The 19,466-nt window shown below is 33.8% G+C and carries 21 protein-coding genes; 6 read left to right on the top strand and 15 right to left on the bottom strand.

Annotation, left to right across the window (positions count from 1 at the left end; translation table 11 throughout):
- The first annotated feature begins 120 nt into the window (after window positions 1-120).
- On the top strand, window positions 121-3,330 hold the full coding sequence (locus tag HYN86_RS13155; RefSeq protein ID WP_113678441.1) for a PAS domain-containing protein: 3,210 nt from the start codon (window positions 121-123) through the stop codon (window positions 3,328-3,330).
- A gap of 1 nt (window position 3,331) precedes the next feature.
- Here HYN86_RS13155 and HYN86_RS13150 read toward each other — a convergent pair whose 3' ends face one another.
- Window positions 3,332-3,793 (bottom strand): response regulator, encoded by a 462-nt coding sequence (locus HYN86_RS13150; protein ID WP_230406362.1) that lies wholly within the window; start codon window positions 3,791-3,793, stop codon window positions 3,332-3,334.
- Between the two features lie 169 nt (window positions 3,794-3,962).
- On the opposite strand from HYN86_RS13150, the gene HYN86_RS13145 reads away from it, so the two are divergent.
- Window positions 3,963-4,463 (top strand): pyridoxamine 5'-phosphate oxidase family protein, encoded by a 501-nt coding sequence (locus HYN86_RS13145; RefSeq protein WP_113678439.1) that lies wholly within the window; start codon window positions 3,963-3,965, stop codon window positions 4,461-4,463.
- Between the two features lie 124 nt (window positions 4,464-4,587).
- Here the strand turns inward: HYN86_RS13145 and HYN86_RS13140 are convergent, their stop codons facing one another.
- The 3 genes from HYN86_RS13140 to HYN86_RS13130 all read right to left on the bottom strand — a co-directional run bounded on the left by HYN86_RS13140 (window position 4,588) and on the right by HYN86_RS13130 (window position 6,670).
- Window positions 4,588-5,301, bottom strand: a complete 714-nt coding sequence (locus HYN86_RS13140) for a DUF72 domain-containing protein (protein WP_113678438.1) — start codon at window positions 5,299-5,301, stop codon at window positions 4,588-4,590.
- A complete protein-coding gene (locus HYN86_RS13135; RefSeq protein ID WP_113678437.1) occupies window positions 5,302-6,033 on the bottom strand; it encodes a DNA-formamidopyrimidine glycosylase family protein in 732 nt (243 codons plus the stop codon).
- 64 nt (window positions 6,034-6,097) lie between these two features.
- Entirely contained in the window at window positions 6,098-6,670 is a 573-nt protein-coding gene (locus HYN86_RS13130) for a YciE/YciF ferroxidase family protein (protein WP_113678436.1), read from the bottom strand.
- Between the two features lie 189 nt (window positions 6,671-6,859).
- Here HYN86_RS13130 and HYN86_RS13125 point away from each other — a divergent pair, with 189 nt between their 5' ends.
- Window positions 6,860-7,399 carry a hypothetical protein gene (locus HYN86_RS13125; protein WP_113678435.1) on the top strand — a complete coding sequence of 180 codons (540 nt, stop codon included), beginning with the start codon at window positions 6,860-6,862 and terminating at the stop codon, window positions 7,397-7,399.
- A 152-nt stretch (window positions 7,400-7,551) separates the two neighbouring features.
- Here HYN86_RS13125 and HYN86_RS13120 read toward each other — a convergent pair whose 3' ends face one another.
- The 4 genes from HYN86_RS13120 to HYN86_RS13105 form a co-directional block, all read right to left on the bottom strand.
- Window positions 7,552-8,199 (bottom strand): DUF5661 family protein, encoded by a 648-nt coding sequence (locus tag HYN86_RS13120; protein WP_113678434.1) that lies wholly within the window; start codon window positions 8,197-8,199, stop codon window positions 7,552-7,554.
- A 91-nt stretch (window positions 8,200-8,290) separates the two neighbouring features.
- A complete protein-coding gene (locus tag HYN86_RS13115) occupies window positions 8,291-8,452 on the bottom strand; it encodes a DUF1328 domain-containing protein (RefSeq protein WP_082586828.1) in 162 nt (53 codons plus the stop codon).
- An 82-nt stretch (window positions 8,453-8,534) separates the two neighbouring features.
- Window positions 8,535-9,632, bottom strand: a complete 1,098-nt coding sequence (locus HYN86_RS13110; protein ID WP_113678433.1) for a DNA topoisomerase IB — start codon at window positions 9,630-9,632, stop codon at window positions 8,535-8,537.
- Between the two features lie 41 nt (window positions 9,633-9,673).
- Window positions 9,674-9,913: a DUF7218 family protein gene (locus tag HYN86_RS13105; protein ID WP_113678432.1), complete on the bottom strand. Its 240-nt coding sequence runs from the start codon at window positions 9,911-9,913 to the stop codon at window positions 9,674-9,676.
- 534 nt (window positions 9,914-10,447) lie between these two features.
- Between HYN86_RS13105 and HYN86_RS13100 the strand changes: the two genes are divergently transcribed.
- Window positions 10,448-11,035: a DUF4142 domain-containing protein gene (locus HYN86_RS13100; protein ID WP_113678431.1), complete on the top strand. Its 588-nt coding sequence runs from the start codon at window positions 10,448-10,450 to the stop codon at window positions 11,033-11,035.
- 158 nt (window positions 11,036-11,193) lie between these two features.
- Here HYN86_RS13100 and HYN86_RS13095 read toward each other — a convergent pair whose 3' ends face one another.
- The 5 genes from HYN86_RS13095 to galA form a co-directional block, all read right to left on the bottom strand.
- Window positions 11,194-12,246: an NAD(P)-dependent alcohol dehydrogenase gene (locus HYN86_RS13095; RefSeq protein ID WP_113678430.1), complete on the bottom strand. Its 1,053-nt coding sequence runs from the start codon at window positions 12,244-12,246 to the stop codon at window positions 11,194-11,196.
- Window positions 12,247-12,373: 127 nt separating this feature from the next.
- On the bottom strand, window positions 12,374-12,781 hold the full coding sequence (locus HYN86_RS13090) for a cupin domain-containing protein (RefSeq protein WP_113678429.1): 408 nt from the start codon (window positions 12,779-12,781) through the stop codon (window positions 12,374-12,376).
- A 27-nt stretch (window positions 12,782-12,808) separates the two neighbouring features.
- On the bottom strand, window positions 12,809-13,225 hold the full coding sequence (locus tag HYN86_RS13085) for a (R)-mandelonitrile lyase (protein ID WP_113678428.1): 417 nt from the start codon (window positions 13,223-13,225) through the stop codon (window positions 12,809-12,811).
- A gap of 194 nt (window positions 13,226-13,419) precedes the next feature.
- A complete protein-coding gene (locus HYN86_RS13080) occupies window positions 13,420-14,289 on the bottom strand; it encodes a helix-turn-helix domain-containing protein (protein ID WP_113678427.1) in 870 nt (289 codons plus the stop codon).
- Window positions 14,290-14,474: 185 nt separating this feature from the next.
- Complete coding sequence (gene galA, locus HYN86_RS13075) at window positions 14,475-17,297, bottom strand: beta-galactosidase GalA (protein WP_113678426.1); 2,823 nt, start codon at window positions 17,295-17,297, stop codon at window positions 14,475-14,477.
- A gap of 212 nt (window positions 17,298-17,509) precedes the next feature.
- On the opposite strand from galA, the gene HYN86_RS13070 reads away from it, so the two are divergent.
- On the top strand, window positions 17,510-17,893 hold the full coding sequence (locus tag HYN86_RS13070) for a hypothetical protein (RefSeq protein WP_113678425.1): 384 nt from the start codon (window positions 17,510-17,512) through the stop codon (window positions 17,891-17,893).
- Window positions 17,894-17,896: 3 nt separating this feature from the next.
- Here HYN86_RS13070 and HYN86_RS13065 read toward each other — a convergent pair whose 3' ends face one another.
- Window positions 17,897-18,370, bottom strand: a complete 474-nt coding sequence (locus HYN86_RS13065) for a hypothetical protein (RefSeq protein WP_113678424.1) — start codon at window positions 18,368-18,370, stop codon at window positions 17,897-17,899.
- Window positions 18,371-18,522: 152 nt separating this feature from the next.
- Entirely contained in the window at window positions 18,523-19,014 is a 492-nt protein-coding gene (locus tag HYN86_RS13060) for a TlpA family protein disulfide reductase (RefSeq protein WP_113678423.1), read from the bottom strand.
- 149 nt (window positions 19,015-19,163) lie between these two features.
- Between HYN86_RS13060 and HYN86_RS13055 the strand changes: the two genes are divergently transcribed.
- Window positions 19,164-19,466: an ArsR/SmtB family transcription factor gene (locus HYN86_RS13055; protein ID WP_057118383.1), complete on the top strand. Its 303-nt coding sequence runs from the start codon at window positions 19,164-19,166 to the stop codon at window positions 19,464-19,466.

Genomic DNA, 19,466 nt, shown 5'->3' with positions numbered 1-19,466 from the left:
TAGCCTTGAAAGGAATATTTATTTTTTCTTAATTTTAGCAAAGCTTAAGTTTAAGCTATAATCACTACATTTAATAATTAATAAACATTCGTTTATTTCTATATAAAAATATCACAGTTAATGCTTAATAATAATTATTATTTTCTGGCCAATGGAGGAGAAATGGGAGAGCTTACACGTGCTAAGGATTGGAGTAAAACTGCCATTGGCGCTGTAGAATCTTGGCCTCAAAGCCTTCGTACTACTATAGGAATTCTACTGAACTCCAAGTTCCCTATGTTTTTATTCTGGGGACCAGATCATATTTGTTTTTATAATGATGCTTACCGTCCAAGTCTTGGAAATGATGGCAAACACCCCTCAATTCTTGGTGAAAAAGGTGCTGATTTCTGGCCGGAAATCTGGGATTTTATTAAACCTTTAATAGATCAGGTACTTACCAAGGGAGAAGCTACATGGCATGAAGATCAGCTGCTTCCCATCTATAGAAATGGGCAGATGGAAGATGTTTACTGGACCTTCAGCTACAGTCCTGTAAACGACGACGACGGAAAAATAAATGGCGTTCTGGTAATTTGCAATGAAACCACAAATCAGGTAAATATTCATAAAAAACTGGAAGAAAGTAATGTGCGCTCTCTCAATAATATTCTTCAGGCTCCAAATGCGATGTGTATTTTTAGAGGTCCAGAATATACTATTGAAATTGCTAACAAACTAATGCTTGAAATTTGGGAAAGAACGGAAGAAGAAGTTCTAAACAAACCTGTTTTTGAAGCACTTCCAGAAGTAGGAAATCAAGGTTTAGAAGAAATCATAAAAAATGTTTACACTACGGGCGAAACATTTACAGCAAACGAGCTTCCTGTAACATTAAATCGAAAAGGCACACCAGTTACTAATTATATAAATGTTACCTACGAAGCTTTAAAAGAATCTGACGGTAAAATTTCTGGTATTCTGGCTGTTGCAAATGATGTCACACTTCAGGTTTTGTCCCGCACAGCCGTTGAAGATAGTGAAAAGCGTTTCAGGAATATTGTAAAACAGCTTCCGTTAGGAATTGGTATTTTAAAAGGTCCAGATCTGATTGTTGAAATGGCCAATAGCACCTATCTGCATATTATTGATAAGAACGAGGAAGACGTTTTAAACAGACCTATTTTTGAATCGGTTCCAGAGGCAAAAGAAACCGTTCTTCCTTTATTAAAAAACGTTTTTGAAACAGGTGTTCCCTATTATACAGATGAGCTTCCGGTTAGATTAAATCGTTATAACAAAGAGGAATTGGGTTATTTTAACCTCGTATTTTATCCTTTAAAAGAAGAAAACAATTCTATTTCTGGCGTGATTGTGGTTTCGTACGAAGTTACTGAAGAAGTAAAATCAAGGCATTTACTGACCGAAAGTGAAAAAGCATTTCGAAAAATTGTAATGGAATCTCCTATTGCAATGGCTATCTTTAGAGGTAAAGATCAAATCATCGAAATGGCCAATCTTACCATGATGCATAATATCTGGCAGAAAGAAGAAAAAGATACTATTGGAAAGCCGTTATTAGAGGTTTTTCCAGAATTAGAAAATCAAAAATATCCGGAGTTACTGAATGAAGTGGTTTCTAACGGAAAAACGATCCGAGAGTATGAGGCAATAGCTTATGTTGACATAAAAGGGAAATTAAAAAAATTCTACCTCGATTATGAATACACTGCCCTCTTCGAAAAAAATGGACAGCCATCTGGTGTTATGGTAACTGTAAACGATGTAACCTCGAAGGTTAAGGCCAGAAAAAAAGTAGAAAATGCCGAAGAAAGAGCTCGTCTGGCCGCCGAAATTGGAGAAATTGCTACATGGGATTTAGATCTTCAAAACAAAAAATTAATTTACAGCGATAATCTTTTGGATGTTTTTGGCTTTGAAAAAAACGCTAAAATAACGCATCAGGATGTTCGAAGCCGAGTTCTTGCTGAAGATGATCATATTATTGTAGAAGCTTTTGAAAAGGCTTTACAAACCAGCATTTACAAGTATGAAGCACGTATACACAAGTTAGATAATTCTATCAGCTGGATAAAAGTGCATGGAAGAATATTTTTTGATGAAAATAATGATCCTTCAAAAATGCTGGGAACACTCATGGATATTACTGATGAGAAAAACAGTCAGGAAATATTAATGAAAAATGAGGCAAAATTCAGACTTCTGGCCGATTCTATGCCGCAGCTTATTTGGACAAGTGATACTTTGGGTAATTTGAATTATTTTAACGAAACGTTTTATAAATTCTGTGGTTTATCTAAAGAAGAAATTGATAAAAATGGGTGGCTTCAAATTGTACATCCCGACGATCGTGAAGAAAATGTCAAGCTTTGGATGAATTCTGTTAAAACAGGAAATGATTATTTATTCGTGCATCGTTTTAAACGTTACGATGGAGAATATAGATGGCAGCTGAGCCGTGCAATTGCCCAATTGGACGAAAAAGGGAATATTCAGATGTGGGTAGGTTCTAGTACAGATATTGAAGATCAGAAAAACTTTACCAATCAATTGGAAGAGCAGATTATCGAGCGTACAACACAACTCGAACTCACCAACAGGGATTTAGTAAATATGAATATCGAACTCCAGTCGTTTGCTTATATTTCCAGTCATGACCTTCAGGAACCGCTGCGAAAAATACAAACGTTCGCCAGCCGACTGGCAGATTTGGATGAAAAAAATATCTCTGACAATGCCCGAACTTATTTGACAAGAATTGAACTTTCGGCAAAAAGAATGCAGAATTTAATTCAAGATTTACTTGCTTATTCACGAGCAAACTCGGCAGATCGTGTTTTTACAGTAGTTAATATAGATGAAATTGCAGAAGAAGTTATAAGCGACTTTTCGGATAGAATTGAAGAAAAAAAGGCTGAAATTAAATATCATAATTTAGGAGAAGCAACTCTAATTCAATTTCAATTTAGACAACTGCTGCATAATTTAGTTGAAAATGCACTTAAATTTTCTCGAAAAGGCGTTGCTCCAAAGGTAGAAATTTCGTCAGCTTTAATTAAAGGAAGTACTTTGCCGAATGCTGAATACAAGGATAAAATGTACCATCACTTTAAAGTTTCGGACAATGGAATTGGTTTTGACCTGCTTTATAAAGATAAAATCTTTGAGGTATTTCAGCGTTTGAACACAGAAAGTGAATATAGAGGAACTGGAATTGGCCTTGCGATAGTTAAAAAAATCGTTGAAAACCATAAAGGTATTATTATGGTTTCCAGCGAAAAAGATAAAGGTTCTGTCTTTAATATTTATATTCCCGATTTATCGTGCTAAATTAGTATTTGTAGACAAAATTAGATTTGTTTGGTACAAATTGATTCCAGTTTATAGTAATGGCGTGTTCTATCGATTTAATAATATCGCTCATTAAAACGGGTTTGGTAATAAAGCAGTTAGCTCCAAGGCTGCGGCATTTTTCGATAATACCAGGCTCGCTTGATGTAGAATATATTACAACTGGAATATCTTTTTTATCCTCAGAATTTCGTATTTCTTCTAAAACATCATAACCATTTTTTCCAGGCATATTTAAATCTAGAAAAACGACATGCGGCGTTGGCGGCGGATTAAAAATAGCATCAAGCAGCTTATCTCCTGCTGAATAAGTTTGAAGTGTAATTTTTTGTGGTATTGACTCTACCGCGTCGGCAAAAATGCTCAAATCATCTTCATCGTCATCAGTATAAAATATAGTATAGTTCATCATGGATTTTTCGAGTGTCGTTTTTGTATTCAAATATAAAATATTTTTACATAACACGGTCAATATCAGTCTAAATTCTTACAAAACTTACAAATTGAAATCTCATAATTTATAAGCTGAATTATATAAGCCGAAAAAGATTAAAATAACCAATTTTACTACTAAGAATATTAGACAAATAAAAACTTAAAAATATAATGTTATGGGAGATCATAAAGACCTTACAGATGAATTTGCAGTAGATAAAATAAAAGATCTTGCAGAGAATATTAAAACATGCATGTTTTGTACTTATAATGAATACAGACTTCAATCAAGACCAATGTCTGTTCAAAAAATTGATGACCAGGGAAATCTTTGGTTTTTATCAGACCGAAACAGCAGTCACAATGCTGAAATTTCTTTAAATCCAATGGTTGAATTATTTTTTTCTGAACCACACGACAAGTTTTTAACGCTTCATGGAACAGCATCAATTCAATATGATAAAGAAACTATCAAAGAACTATACGATCCAATTGTAAAAGTATGGATGCCAGGCGGCGAAGATGATCCGAATTTAAGTGTTATTAAAGTAGTTCCAGAAGATGGTTATTACTGGAACAACAAAAACGGAAAAATCGTAGCAATTGCTAAGATGACTGCCGCATATGTAACTGGAAAAACAATGGATGACGGAATTGAAGGAACTTTGAAATTATAATTTCAAGTTAACCTAAAAAAGTTTAACCGTAAAGTCCGCAAAGATTTACGCAAGGGACGCAAGAAAATAATCTTGGCAACTCTGTGTAAATCTTTGCGGACTTTGTGGTTAAAAAAAACAAAACCTAAATATTCATCCTTTTTAATTCTAAAGCATTCAAAATTCCAGCTTCACTTGCGGTATTATTAAAATAAGCAAATCCTTTTTGAGAATTAATTTTATGGTTTACATCAATCAATTCTTCTCGAGAATAACTGGAATAAAACATTCTGGGAACGCCGTGAAATCGAAGATAAATAAGCGGAAAATCTTTAAAAATAGTCTGCGGAAGGTCTGGATGACTCACACTGCAAAACGTAATATTATTTTCTTTGAAGGTCGTCCATACTTCCTCATTCCACCAGCTTTCATGTCGAAATTCGATAACGTTTTGAAAATTGTAATTTAAGCATGCTATTATATCTCCTAATTTTTCACTGCTAAAAGTATAGCTTGGCGGAAACTGAAATAAAATAGCTGCAAGTTTTTCTTTCAATCCTAACTTGCAGACCGTATAAAAGTCATTTAAAAGACTTTCACAATCGTGCAGTTTTTTGATATGGGTTATTTCTTTCGGAACTTTAATCGAAAACAAAAAAGATTCCGGTGTTTTATTATACCAGTTTTCAAAAACTCTAATGGTCGGAAATTTATAAAAACTGCCATTAAACTCATAGGTATTAAAATGCTGGCAGTAAAAATCAAACCAATTTTTGGAAGGCAGATTCTTTGGATAAAAAATATTTTTCCAAAAGCTGTTATAAAAACTGGAGCAACCTATTAATACTTGATTTTTCATTTATTTATATAATTTTTGACAGTTAGTGCAGAAGAAACTTCTTCTTTTTAAATCTCCCGTCTGTTTTTTCACAAATGGAAGATTACATCTTAAACAAAGTGGTTTGGTATAAGCCTCCCAATGTTGTTTGAGTTCAAATTTCTTTTTCCAGTATAAAAATTCAAAGCTGTATGTTGAACATTCTGCAATAATCTGGCTGAGATCGTCACGAGGAATTTTCTCTACAATCGATTCTGGATGAACATAACAACGATACAATACTTCATTTTTTATGATATTCCCAACTCCTGCAAAAACATTTTGGTCTAGAATCACATCGCAAATCATTTTTTCCGGCATTTCTTCTAAACTTTTTTGTGCTTTCTTCGGATTCCAGTCGTCATTCATAACATCTACACTCCAATCGTAATGGGTATTGATATCGCCTTCTAATATTTTGATAGAACAGGTGTAAAAATTCAGTTCGCCTGCTTCAAAAACTAAGCTTAATCTGGGTTTGGTCTCCTTTCGTTCATTAATTCTATACGTTCCAAACATCAGTAAATGAATTTTCACTGTAAAGGTGTCGAAACAAATTAAAAAGTGCTTTCCCCAAGTTTTAAATGCGATTATGGTTTTATCCTTTAGGCGAGAAATATCAATACTGGTAGTTCCAGATACAGCAATCACTTTATGTCCTGTAAATTGTTGTACTTCTTCTTTTAAGATTACTATGGATGGACCTTCGGGCATAAGATATCTTTTTAAATTAAAAAGTGCAGCCCGAAAACTGCACTTTTACTACATTTTTAAATCCTTATTCAACTTCTGCTGCTTCAAGATTTACAGCATTTACAGCAACTTCAGTCAATATTTTATCTGCTCCTTTTTCTTCGTCAAGAGTTAGTTCAAGTATGCTGGCCGCTTCTGGAAGTCCAAGTGTTTCAGCAAATTGTCTTAAAGTACCATAAGTTGCAATTTCATAATGCTCAATTTTCTGACTCGCAGCAATAATTGCAGCATCTCTTACTACACCAACTTCGGTTTCTTCAAGCATTCCTTTAGCTTCTTCAATTAAGCCTTCCATTGCATCGCATTTTTTGGCTGTGGCTTTTTTTCCAATAATATCAAATACTTCTTCTAGACGTTTAATTTGATTTTCTGTTTCCGTTAAATGATTGTCAATTGCATCTTTCAATTCTACAGAAGAGGCATTTTTTACCATTGTTGGAAGTGCTTTGGTCAGCGCTTTCTCTGCCCAGTAAATATCTTTTAAGCCATCTTCAAATAACTCTGTTAATCCAGATGCAGCATTCGACTTAGCTTTTGTTACTCCTTTTTTAGCAGTCTCTCTAGAAGACGTGGTCTTTGTATTTTCAGTAGTTTTCATGGTGTGTTTTTTTATAATTAATAACACGGTAAAAGTAGTGCCTCAACATTTGGAAGGGTTATACTATTTTAAGATTAAATTTCATTCTAAACATCTGTTAATTATACAATTACATTAAATAATCCTATAAAAGATGCCAAGGTATAAGGAGTTAGTTTTGTATATATAAATTACTAAAAATTCAATATCATGAATACTACAGATAAAACAAACGGTACTTTTCCTAGAGATCCAGGGAACCCGAATACTTCAGACATAAATACTGTAATGAATGAGGAACTTTATGACTTAAACACTACTGAAACCCAGAAAAGCCGAGCAGAAGATGCAGAACGCGGCTATACTGTTAGAGATAGTCACAATCCAAATCAAGAAGCTTATGATGACGATGATTTAGATGATCTAAATGATGATTTTCATACAGACAGAGATCTTGAAGAGAATGATGACGTTTTTGAAGTTGTACTAGAAGATGAAAATGATTTGGAAGATGATGAAGACGAGGATGAATACATTGAAGAAGATCTTGATGAAGAAGTAGAAAATGACGAATTTGATAATCCGGCAGATACCTTCGAAAATGATTTTAATGAAACGGAAGATGTTCTAGAAGATATCGACGATGAAGATGAAGAAGAAGATGAAATTGAAAATGATTATATCGAAGATGATGTTCAGGAAAATGATGATAAAGAAGATTATCCTGATACTGACCCACGTAGATTATAATTTTTTAAAAGCTTTAGAAAGCAAAAAAGAGACTGTTTAAATAAACAGTCTCTTTTTTGTTGGGTTTAAGCCAAATATGGTAAAGGCATAAAAATCAAAAAAGAGCCTGTCTACTATGTAGACAGCCTCTTTTTCTCGAGTTTAAAATTCAACTAATCTCCAATAATTTTCAATACTGGAATATCATCCATTTTTGCCAGACGTTCTGCTAGTCCGGCTCTCGCTTCATTGAGTTCTTCTTCAGCTTTACCCAATTCTTTATACCATTTTTCTTTCTCCACTGTCGAATGTTCCAATTTTCTTAAAATTTCATAGATTTCCCCTTCAGCTTCCATTACTTTTAACCTCTTGTAGTAAGTTAAACTTTCGGTCATGTGTGCAAGCGCAATCATTGCCGTTAAAAATGGGTGATTATTCGTAACATTTACATCTTTTATTTTACCATGTTCCAATTCTACTTTTAAGGCAAAAGCAAATTCTTCCATGTTAAAAGCCTCATGTTTACTATTCGGATCTAAATATGCTTTTATGGCATGAACATTATTCATAGTCGAAAGATCCACATCAGTTGGTGTATTTTCACTCAAATCTTTATAAACTACATTTGCAATTGCTCTCGCCTCTGCAACCGTAGGATCATTTTCAGGATTGTCAAAATCCCTAGTTGACCAGTCCCAATTTTCTGGATGAACTGGTTTTATATACTTTTCACAAAAATCTGTAACATCATTTTTCAAGCTTACCATTTCGTTTTCTCTTTTTATATAAACGTCTTGATAAGCACCGCTTTTTGTTCCCATGACTGCTGTTTTTTTTTATTGAAACTACAAAAAACGACACGTTATAAAATAAACGTGTCGTTTTTTTGTTCTTTTATTATTGCTATTTTTATTAAACTCTCGTTCTTCCGCTGATTAATGAAATAACGAATAAGACTAAAAATATAAAGAATAAAATTTTAGCTATACTTGCGGCTCCAGCGGCGATTCCACCAAAACCAAATATTCCCGCCACTATGGCTAGAATAATGAATGTGACTGTCCAACGTAACATAATAATAGTTTTTTAGTTAATAATGATTTTGTTTGATTTCAAACTTTTTCAGCTTTTTAAGAGAAGCTGTAACTCTATTTTTTTAACTGCAAGATGCTTCTAGATTGATCTCATAATTTTGGATCAATTCAGAAAATGCAATTTCTGATTTCGTAAAATACTTTCTTGTACTTCGGCTTTTTTGGGCTAAATCAAAATATTTTTGAATAGAACTGTCTTCGTAAGTCGAAATTAAAAGCGGATGAACATAATAATCTTTGCAGACTTTTCGAGTGTTTCCTAATGCTTCTGCTGTTAAATCAAATGCTGTGACCACATTTTTTTTAGCTTCTTTTTCATCAGAAGTGACTCCAATTTCCATTAGACTTTCAAAGAAAATAATGGATGCTGCCCAAGTTCTAAAGTCTTTCGCGCTGAAATATTCGCCTGAAATATTGTGCAGATATTCATTTACCATATGACTGTCAAGTACTTTTCTTTCTCCGTTTTTATCGTAATATTTAAAAACTTCCCAGCCTGGAATTTCTTCACAGCGGCTTACCAGTTTTATCAATTGTTTGTTTCTTGTTGTAATCGTATGCTGCTTGCCTTTTTTTCCAACAAATTCAAATCGAAGTGAATTTCTATTGATGTTGATATGACGTTTTCTTAAAGTTGAAAGTCCATACGATTTGTTGTCTTTAGCATATTTTTCATTTCCAATTCTAATATGTGTCTCTTCCATTAAACGAATGACAAGCGCCGTAACTTTTTCTTTCGACCATTCTTTTTGTTCCAAATCAATATCAACTTGCTTTCTGATCGCTGGAAGTTTAGATCCAAACTCGGCAATTTTGTAAAATTTAGTTTGGTTTCTAAGCAGATTCCATTTTGGATGATAGCGATATTGTTTTCTATTTTTAAGATCTATTCCAACTGCCTGCAAATGTCCGTTAGTAACATCTGTAATTCGAACATTTTCCCAAGCCGGCGGAAGGACCAGACTATTAATTCGTTTTATCTCGTTTTTACTTTTTAAAAATCTTCCATTTTTTTTATAAACGAAATTTTCTCCTTCACGACAACGAACAATTGTCAGCTGATGATCGTTGATGTATTCTAAATCCAGCTTTTCAATCACTAAATGAGGAGTCTTAATCAGCTGATTCATTAAAACTTCTTTTTTGGCCGCTGCATTCATGGTATTTACTTATTTATCGCTGATATTGTTTTGTTCTAATTTTAATTATCTCTTAAAGACTCTATAAGGCTCTTTTTATTCATATAAGATCTTCCTTTTACGCCAACTTTCGCTGCTTGCTTTTGAAGTTCTTCCTTTGTCCATTCCTCATAAGGTTTTGCTTTTCCGCCTTTTTTTCCTGCATCAGGTGTATTGGCAATTCGAGCAGATTTCTCTTTGCTGTAACCTTTTTTTACAAGCGCCTCATACTGTTCTTCATTTTTAATTCTTGGATCTGGCATGACTTTAAATTTTAAGGTTTGACATTTCTAAAATCTGATAATTCAAAGTTCTTCCAAAAGTGAAAGAAAATTGTTATAGAATTTTCGTTAGAAATTTCATAATTAAGGTTATGTATAATTGTGAATTATTAATTATAAGTTGTTAATTGTTGGATTTGATTTAATTTTCAAGAAAAAATCCCAATTCTTGGGGAATTGGGATTTAGCATTTTTGATTTTTATGAGATAATTATTTTCTACATATATATAGTATAAACTCAATTATGTTTGACATATTTACTAAAGTAAATATTTCCTAAAGAAAATAAATCTACAATTAGCTGCTAGTATCTGCAAAAGACACTTTCTCTTGTTATTTAATTTTCCACACGTTAGTCTATCAAAAACTTACAGCAATTCATCTTTAGTTAAATTACCAGAAATTTTAAAGAAATACACTAGCATCCAAATCATATAACAATCTTCAAAAATCGTGTAAGACATTCCTGTAACTTCTTAATAATTTTACATTATAACATTTAAACTATTAAAATCATGAAAAAGTTACTATTAGCCGGAAAAACAATTTTAGGAGCAGGATTACTTATTTTATTCCTACAATCTTGTAAAAATGAAACTAAACAAGAAGATCCAAAAGAAGTAGCAGAAGATGCAAATGAGGCTAAATTTGATTCTATTGACAGCAAAGAAGATGATTCTGAGTTCTTAGTAGATCAAGCAGAAATTAATCTAGCTGAAATCGAAATAGGGAAACTAGCACAAACTAAAAGTACTAATGCAGAGGTGAAAAAATTTGGTAAAATGCTTGTTGATGAGCACACTAAATCTGCTTCTGAAGTAAGTGCATTAGCAAAAGCTAAAAACTTTACTTTACCAACTTCTTTAACTGAAGAAGGTCAAGAAGAGTACAATAAATTAAACGAAAAAACAGGAGTTGATTTTGATAAAAAATTCGCAGACATGATGATCGATGGTCACGAAAAAGCGATTAAAAAACTTCAAGACGCTTCTAAAGATGCTCACGACCAAGATGTAAAAACTTGGGCATCAAACAATATTGCGGGTTTAACTGCACATTTAGAACATGCTAAATTGTTGAAACAAAACCTAGACAAAAAGTAAAATAAATTTAATTGGTTATTATTTATTTTTAAGAAACCCCTTAAGAGTTGAATTGCTTAAGGGGTTTTGCGCTTTATTTAAGTTGCTAAGAGACTAAGATTCTAAGGTTCTAAGAAAAAAACTTAGCGCCTTAGAATCTTAGAACCTTAGCAACTTATTTATTTTAAAGAACCCATATCAATCACAAAACGATATTTGATATCTCCTTTTAATAATCTTTCGTAAGCATTATTTACTTCGTTTACACCGATTAATTCGATATCTGCAGTAATATTATGCTCTGCACAGAAATCAAGCATTTCCTGAGTTTCGGCAATACCGCCAATATTGGAACCTGCGAAACTTCTTCTTCCCATTAAAAGACTAAACGAAGTTACAGGAAGCGGTTCCATAGGAGCACCAACCAAAGTAAGCGTTCCGTCAACCTTCAATAAATTTAAGTAAGCATCAATATTATGTTCTGCAGAAACGCAGTCTAAAATAAAGTTTAAACTTTTCGCATGCTGTGCCATTTGTTCTTCGTCTGTTGATAAAACAACTTCATCTGCTCCAAGACGTTTTGCATCTTCTGTTTTAGATAATGAAGTAGTAAAAACAACCACATGAGCACCCATAGCTTTTGCCAATTTGATTCCCATATGGCCTAAACCGCCAATACCAACGATTCCTACTTTTTGACCAGGACCAACTTTCCAGTGTTTCAATGGAGAATAAGTTGTAATTCCAGCGCACAATAAAGGTGCAACTCCAGCAAGATCTAGTTTATCTGAAATATGCAATACATAATTTTCATCGACAACAATACTTTGCGAATAACCTCCAAAAGTTTGTCCGCCCAAATGAACGTCAGGTGAATTGAAAGTCAGCGTATTTCCTGGCTCGCAAAATTGTTCCAATCCTTCTTTACAATGTTCGCATTCTCTGCAAGAATCAACCATACAGCCTACTCCAGCCAATTGACCGACTTTAAAATTCTTTACGTGATCACCCACTTTAGTTACGCGTCCTACAATTTCGTGACCGGGAACAATCGGGTAAATAGTTCCGTGCCATTCGTTTCTAGCCGAATGTAAATCTGAATGACAGATGCCACAGTATAAAATTTCAATTTCTACATCGTGCGCAAGTACTTCGCGGCGTTTAATATCAAGCGTCTGCAAAGGTGCATCGGCAGCTTCAGTACCAAAGGCTTTTATGTTTTTCGTTTCCATTTTTATATTTGTTTCAAGTTTGTTTGTTTTTTGTTTTTTGTTTGAGGTTTCAGGTTTCAGGTTTCAGGTTTAAACACAGAGGTAATTGAGGAAATTCTTCCCAAGCTAAAAAACTTAGAACCTTAACCTAATGACTGCTTAGCAGAAAATACTCTCCATCGGTTACTTTTTCTAACCATACTCCGTGGCCTTTATCTACTTCTGTAATGATTGCAACGTATGAGAACTTCTCAAACGGAGTTGCGCCGTACCAATGTTCTACTCCTGGTAAAATTGTAACTACCTCGTCTTTTTGAAGTTTGCGAACGGCATTTCCTCTTTCTTGGTAATACCCTGCTCCTCCATTTACAATCAGCATTTGCAGACCTGCGTTGCTGTGCCAATTACTTCTGGCGCAGGCCTCAAAAGTCACTTCCTTAATAATAGTGTTTTCTGGATGAATATCACTAGTTTGTTTTTTATAGGAAACGTCACCCGTCATATATGTGCTCGGGACTTTTCCTTCTTCGATAACGGCTGCATAATTTGTTGACATAAATTTAGTTATTTTTTGAGATTGATTTTATTGATAACTGTTATATTCTTCATCTGTAACGGATTCTAGCCAGTCTACAATTCCTTTTGCTGTATTGGTGCTGATGGCGATATGTGTAAATTCACTTTGGGGAGACGCGCCATGCCAGTGTTTTATTTCGGGCTGAATGTTTACAACGTCTCCAACCTGTAACAATTGAATTGGTTTTCCAATTTCCTGATAATATCCTGTTCCGTGTGTAACAATAAGAATTTGTCCGCCGGGATGTGTGTGCCAATTGTTTCTTGCACCAGCTTCGAAAACAACATTTCCAACCGCTGTATTTAACGCCTGATCATTTGTAACGAGCATTTTAACCCATGCGTTTCCTGTAAAATATTCTGAAGGTGCTAAATCTCCTTTAGGAAAAATGGCGTCATTATATTGATTATCTGATGTTTTCATAAATTTCTTTGTTTTTGGAATTATCAGAATCAGGAAACTAAATTTTGAAAAGCTAGAAGACGCTTTATGAAGTATTTATTTAGTCGTTAAAACTGATAAATGATTAATACTGTTATTTTCAAAGGCAAAATTAGGATAACAATGCTTTTGAGAAATAACAATATTCAAACAAAAAATTATGAAATTGAAACAATTTACATGCGAAGAGATTTAGGAACTGTTCCTGTAAGTCTTTTAAAGTAATTATTAAAATAGCTTGGATATTCAAATCCCAGCGAGTAGCCAATATCCGAAATACTCCAGTCTGTATGCTGTAATAATGCTTTTGCTTCGTTGATAATCCTCTCGGTAATATGAGCTGTTGTTGGTTTTCCTGTAACTTCTTTTACAGAACGATTTAAGTGATTAACATGCACAGCAAGACTTTGCGCATAATCCTGCGGTGTTTTTAATGCCAAAGGTTCGTTTTTAGTTTCTATGGGAAATTGTCTTTCTAGCAATTCTAAAAACAAAGAGGTAATTCTAGAAGATGCATTTTTATGTTTAAAGAAATTCTCAGATGGCTGCATTTTCATCGATTCGTGAATAATCAAATTGACGTAATTGCGCATTAGATCGTCTTTAAAGACATAATCGGTTTCATATTCCTTAATCATTTTTTGAAATAAAGAATCTATAAACAGCTTTTGTTCAGCATTTAAAGAGAAAATTGGCGTACCTCCTATTTTGAATAAAGGTGATTCGTGTAGTGTCTCTGATCGGTCTTTTGCTTTCAGAAATTCTTCTGTAAAAACACAGGCGTAACCTTCGTATCCTTCAGAAAGCGTTTCCCAAGAATAAGGAATAATCGGATTTCCGAAAAAAAGAATCGTTCCGTCGGTTTCTATACCGCGGTCAGCATACTGTATGACACTTTTACTCGTATTGATGCAGATTTTATAAAAATCCCTGCGGCTGTAAACGGGAATTTTACTTTGATCTCCGTTTATCTGATATACTTTAAAACCTTTTAGTTTTAAATCTGAAGTAAAATCGCAATTCTGAGTTTCTGTCTGATTATTCATTTTGCAAAGTTATGAAAATCAAACAATATTTTTATTTATTTTGTTTCAGGTTTCAGGTTTCTTTGTTTCAAGTTTAAAAATTTACGAAGAGTTTCGCTAAGTTTTTTTGCTCGCAGATTTTGCTGATTCAGGAGATTTCAATTAATTTTTTAATATCTGCCCAGTCTCCAAAATCTGCGAGAGAATTATTTTACACTCAAACTTACTGCGCGTAAATCCTTCGCGGAAGCAGATAAAATAACTTCTTTGGCATTTTCGTCTTTCTGGATAATGATTTGTGCATATCCGTTGAAAAGTTTTCTTTTCCAAGATGCTGCTGGCGTACTTACTTGAATAATTCCAGGATCTGTGTTCATAACGTCCCAATCTTTTACTTTTTGTAACGGTGTCGCCGCAATATGAATAGTGTTTTTTCCTTCTTTCAAAATAGCTGTATTCAAAATATATTTTTGAGGATCTTCTGAGCTTGGTTCTACTTTCTTTCCATTAACAAAAACTACTGTCTCTACTCCTATTTTCTTGTAAAAGAAACTCACAACATTTGCAGATGCATTATTTTTTAATTCAAATTCTCCTTTATAAATATACGATGGCGCCTGTTTTTTATAATCACGTTCTTTAAAAGCTTCTGTCCATTTACTTTCGTCATAGTTAGTCATTTCTTTAGGCACAGATGCACTTTCACTTTTCTGCTCCATAAAATTAGTTATGACAGAAAAAGAAATGTCATCAATAAATTGATCGCTTTCTAAAGAAGTTGGGTCACCGTTTCCTACACCCAAAATTTTTCCGCCCTTTACAGAAAAATTAATTTCATCATTTGCTGTTGGAATATGTAAGCCGTTTTTATCGGTAACTTCGACAGATATAACAGATACATTTCCTTTCAAAATGTTTTCTTTATCTAAAGACAATTTTACATTTTCTGCCTTTCCAGTAGTTTTTTTGATTTCTGTTATTATTTTTTTTCCGTTTTTGTAACCAATTGCTTCCAGAGTTCCAGGCGTGTATTTTACCTTCCATTCCAGATGTCCGTTTTGCTCCATTTTCTTTTTGCCAAGACTTTTTTTGTTTAGAAAAAGTTCTACTTCATCGCAATTTGAATATGCCCAGACATCAATTTCTTTTCCTTCCATCCCAGTCCAGTTCCAATGTGGCAATAGGTGCAAAACAGGTTCTTTTCCCCACCATGATTTCAGATAAAAAACATTATCTTTTGGGAAACCGCAGACATCCATCATTCCGAAATACGAAGTCACAGAGGGCCAGCCGTAAGGAGTTGGTTCACCGCGGTAATCAAAGCCTGTCCAAAAAAATACTCCAGCCAAATAAGGTCTTTCCGCATAAAATTTCCAGCCCTCTTCGATACTGTAAAAAGTCGGACGCGGTTTTTTATCGTAAGCACTTTGGTAATGTTTGGCATCATCAGTAAAATAAATTCCTCGGGTTGCAAAGGTCGAACCTTCCTCTGTACCCATTCCAGACTGCTGCTTAAACTGATTTCTATGTGCGTCAATATCGCCGTTTCCGAGATAATTGTAACCCATAATTTCCACTACAGAAGAAATACCGCTTTTAAAACCGCTGCTAATTCCAACCGTTACAGGTCTTGTTGGATCGATGCTTTTGGCAAAATCCTGCATCACATTTGTTATTCTTTCCCCAACTATACCGCCTTCAATATTCCATTCTTCATTTCCAACCGACCAGCAGAAAATACTCGGATGATTACGGTCACGTTCGATCATTCGCTTTAAATCATTCAAATGATAATCGTTAATTCCCATTAAACGGGTTTCATCAATGACCAGCATTCCTAGTTCATCACAAGCTTTGAGTAATTCAGGAGTTGGCGGATGATGCGAACAACGATACGCATTAGATCCCATTTCTTTCAGTTTTTTAATTCTATAATACTGAATTTCATTTGGAAGCGCCGTCCCTATTCCTGCATGATCTTGATGATTGTTTGTTCCTTTTAATTTTAATGGTTTCCCATTTAGAAAAAATCCGTTTTCTGCATTAAATTCAATAGTTCTGATTCCGAAAGGCGTTTCATAACTATCTATAATTTTTCCATGTTGCTTGATTTGAGTTACTAAACGATATAAATTCGGTGAATCAATATCCCACAAAAGCGGATTCTGGACATACAGTTTGGAACTATGTGTGATTGTTTTGTAAAATTCAGGTGCTGCTATACTTTCTGAAAAAGCGGTAATCTGTTTATTTTCTTTATTAAAAATGGTTTGAGAAATCTCTATTGATCCTTTATAATTTCCTTTATTCTCAATTGTTACATCAGCAGTAACTGAGGCATCGTTATTTTTGAGTTCGGAAGTTACGTAAGTTCCGTTTGAAACGACACGAACTGGATTCGTCTTCTGGAGATAAACATGTCTATAAATACCTGCGCCTTCATAAAACCAGCCTTCTTCCATTGAAGCATCTGCTCGAACCACAATCGTATTCTCTCCGCCATAATTAACGTAAGCCGTTACATCATATTCAAAACCATTGTAACCGCTTTGTTCCGTTCCTAAATAAAACCCGTTAAAAAACACTTTTGAATTTCTAAAAACGCCGTCAAATTTTAATGAAATTATTTTTCCAAGATCTTCATTTGGAATCGTTATTTTTTTCCTGTACCAGCCAATGCTTTTTTCAGGGAAATTTTTACCCGCCGCTTTAAATCCATGACTGAAACTCGCGCTTTCGCTAAAAGGCTGTTCTACCGCCCAATCGTGAGGTAAATCGAGTTTTCTCCAAGCACGATCATCAAAATCTTTTGCAGCAGGACCATCGCCAAATCCTGTTTTGGTTAAATAAGAAAAATAGCCCTCGGCATGTCCGAAATCTTTTTTTGTATCGTGTAAATGTCCAAATGAAAATCTCCAGTCTTTATCTATTAAAATTAATTCCCTGCCTATTTTATTTTGTGTGAATGCAGGAATAGAAATTAGGACAAAAAAGTAAAAAATTGCTTTTTGGGTAAATTTGGTTTTCATAAAAGTGGTAGTTAGTAAAATCAGAAGCGATAAAAATAATGCTTTTCTATACAACCCTTTAATAGTATTTTATCAAATGATAAACAAATCGGCTTCTTAAAGAGTTCTAAAATAGTATTTAAAATTTAGAATCATTCTATTGGCTTTACTTTTCGAAATGATTTTGATTTGATGTAATTTTATGTAAAAATTTAAAAAAAACAGAGATTACTATGAGTGTTATTAAAGATGAAAATAAACTTATTAGCACCATTAAACGCGTTGATCAAAAAATTGACAAGCTTAATGATCAAAAGATCATTGCCTTTATGGAAGCTTTGGGTTTAACCGAAAGGGCTGATGTACCGAAAAATTTTCTGGAATGGGAAACGATACTTATCGTTGTTCCAGACCGCCATATATCGCATCAATTAAAGTATTATAAATATTCAATTGCAAGGCTTTCATTTGTTACAAATCCGAATGCGAAAGAAATTCACATTTTTGATTTTAAGGAATGGCAGAATTTTAGCCGGAATAAAACACAATTTCAGATTAGGGAATTACTAAAAAGCAATTTTGGAGGAGTGAGAAATCTTGAAGATCGATTGAACTGATTCTTAAGTTTTAATCTCAAAAATACGCATGAATTTTTCTTCTAATTTTTTTCTTTTCCTGTCTTCTTTCCATCGGGAATAGAAAGCCATAAAAAGTAAAAATAAATTAACGATTGTGGAGGCGCGCCTAAGTCCTTTTGCGAAAAAAAGAAAAAATATATTGATTGCCACTATCAACAATATTGGACCAAATTTGACCCAAGCGTGCTGCAGTTTATTAATGGGTTCGACACTGCAATTTACCAGAAGTCTATTATCAATATTCTCGTAGTGTCCTTTTACAAGAAAAACTGCTGATGACTTTGCAGAGTTTATAGTTAAACTAAAACTTCTATCATCAAAAAATCCATAAAATGGTTTTATTGGTCCAGAGATAGGAAATATTCTCGCTTGTCCTAAATGTACTTGTGGAGAACCAATTTCTGTATTATCTTTTAATCGTGTTCGGAATTCAGCGATACTTAATTTTGATTCCATTAATTCCGAATTTGAAGTTTGATTTGCAAACCTTTATGTTATTAAATATTATTTTATTTTTTTAGAATAAGTTCTTCGAGTGTCACGTTTCAGGTCTAATAACAAAGTAAAACAACTTGAAACTTGAAACTTGAAACTTGAAACAAAATCATTTATTGTTCCAAAATACTTTTAACCATATCCTCCAGCGCTTTGCCGTGAATGTTTTTTGCAACTATAATTCCGTTTTTATCCACTAAAAAATTCAATGGAACAGATTGCAGCATATAATCTCCTACAACAGGAGAAGTCCAATATTTTAAGTCACTTACATTTGTCCAAGGTAATTTTCCTTTTGCAATTGCTCCCAGCCAAAGCGGTTTTTTGGTATCCATAGAAACGCCGTAGATTGATAATTTGTCTGGATAAGCATTATGCATTTTCAACAGTAATGGCTGTTCTTTAATACATGGTCCGCACCAAGAAGCCCAAAAATCTACTAAAACTAAGGAACCTCTTAAAGAAGAAAGTGCAACATTTTCACCTTTTGGATTCGGAAGATCAATTTCTGGAGCTATATCACCAATGTCTGTTCCAACAACTTGTGCTTTTGAACTCGTTATAATGCAAAATAAAAGTGCTAAAATGAGTAAAGTTTTTTTCATAATTGATTAAGTTTAATTTGTTTTTGGGGCTTTTTTAAATCTGCAAACAAATATAAATACTTCTTCATCAATCTTCTCCTCCATCATAAAATTATGCTAAATATTTTTCACTTAATTGGTATATCGGGAAAAGTCGATATATTTGCAGCATGGAAACGATAGAAATATTTAAAGCTTTATCAAACAAGTCCAGACTGCAAATGCTGGAATGGCTTAAAGAACCCGAAATCAATTTTCCTGATCAATTACAGCATGCTGGATTTGAACATGGTGTTTGTGTTGGCCAAATTCAAGCCAAGGCGGGTTTAACACAATCTACAGTATCTGAATATCTGTCTATTTTACAGCGCGCCGGCTTTATCGAGTCGAAACGTGTTGGACAATGGACTTACTATAAACGCAACGAAGGTGCCTTTGAAGCACTCAGTAAATTAATTCAATCTAATTTGTAA

This window comes from Flavobacterium fluviale, from assembly GCF_003312915.1.
In the GTDB taxonomy this organism is placed as follows: domain Bacteria; phylum Bacteroidota; class Bacteroidia; order Flavobacteriales; family Flavobacteriaceae; genus Flavobacterium; species Flavobacterium fluviale.
The sequence above is the reverse complement of the archived record's forward strand: the minus strand, read 5'-3'. Positions and strand labels throughout refer to the sequence as shown.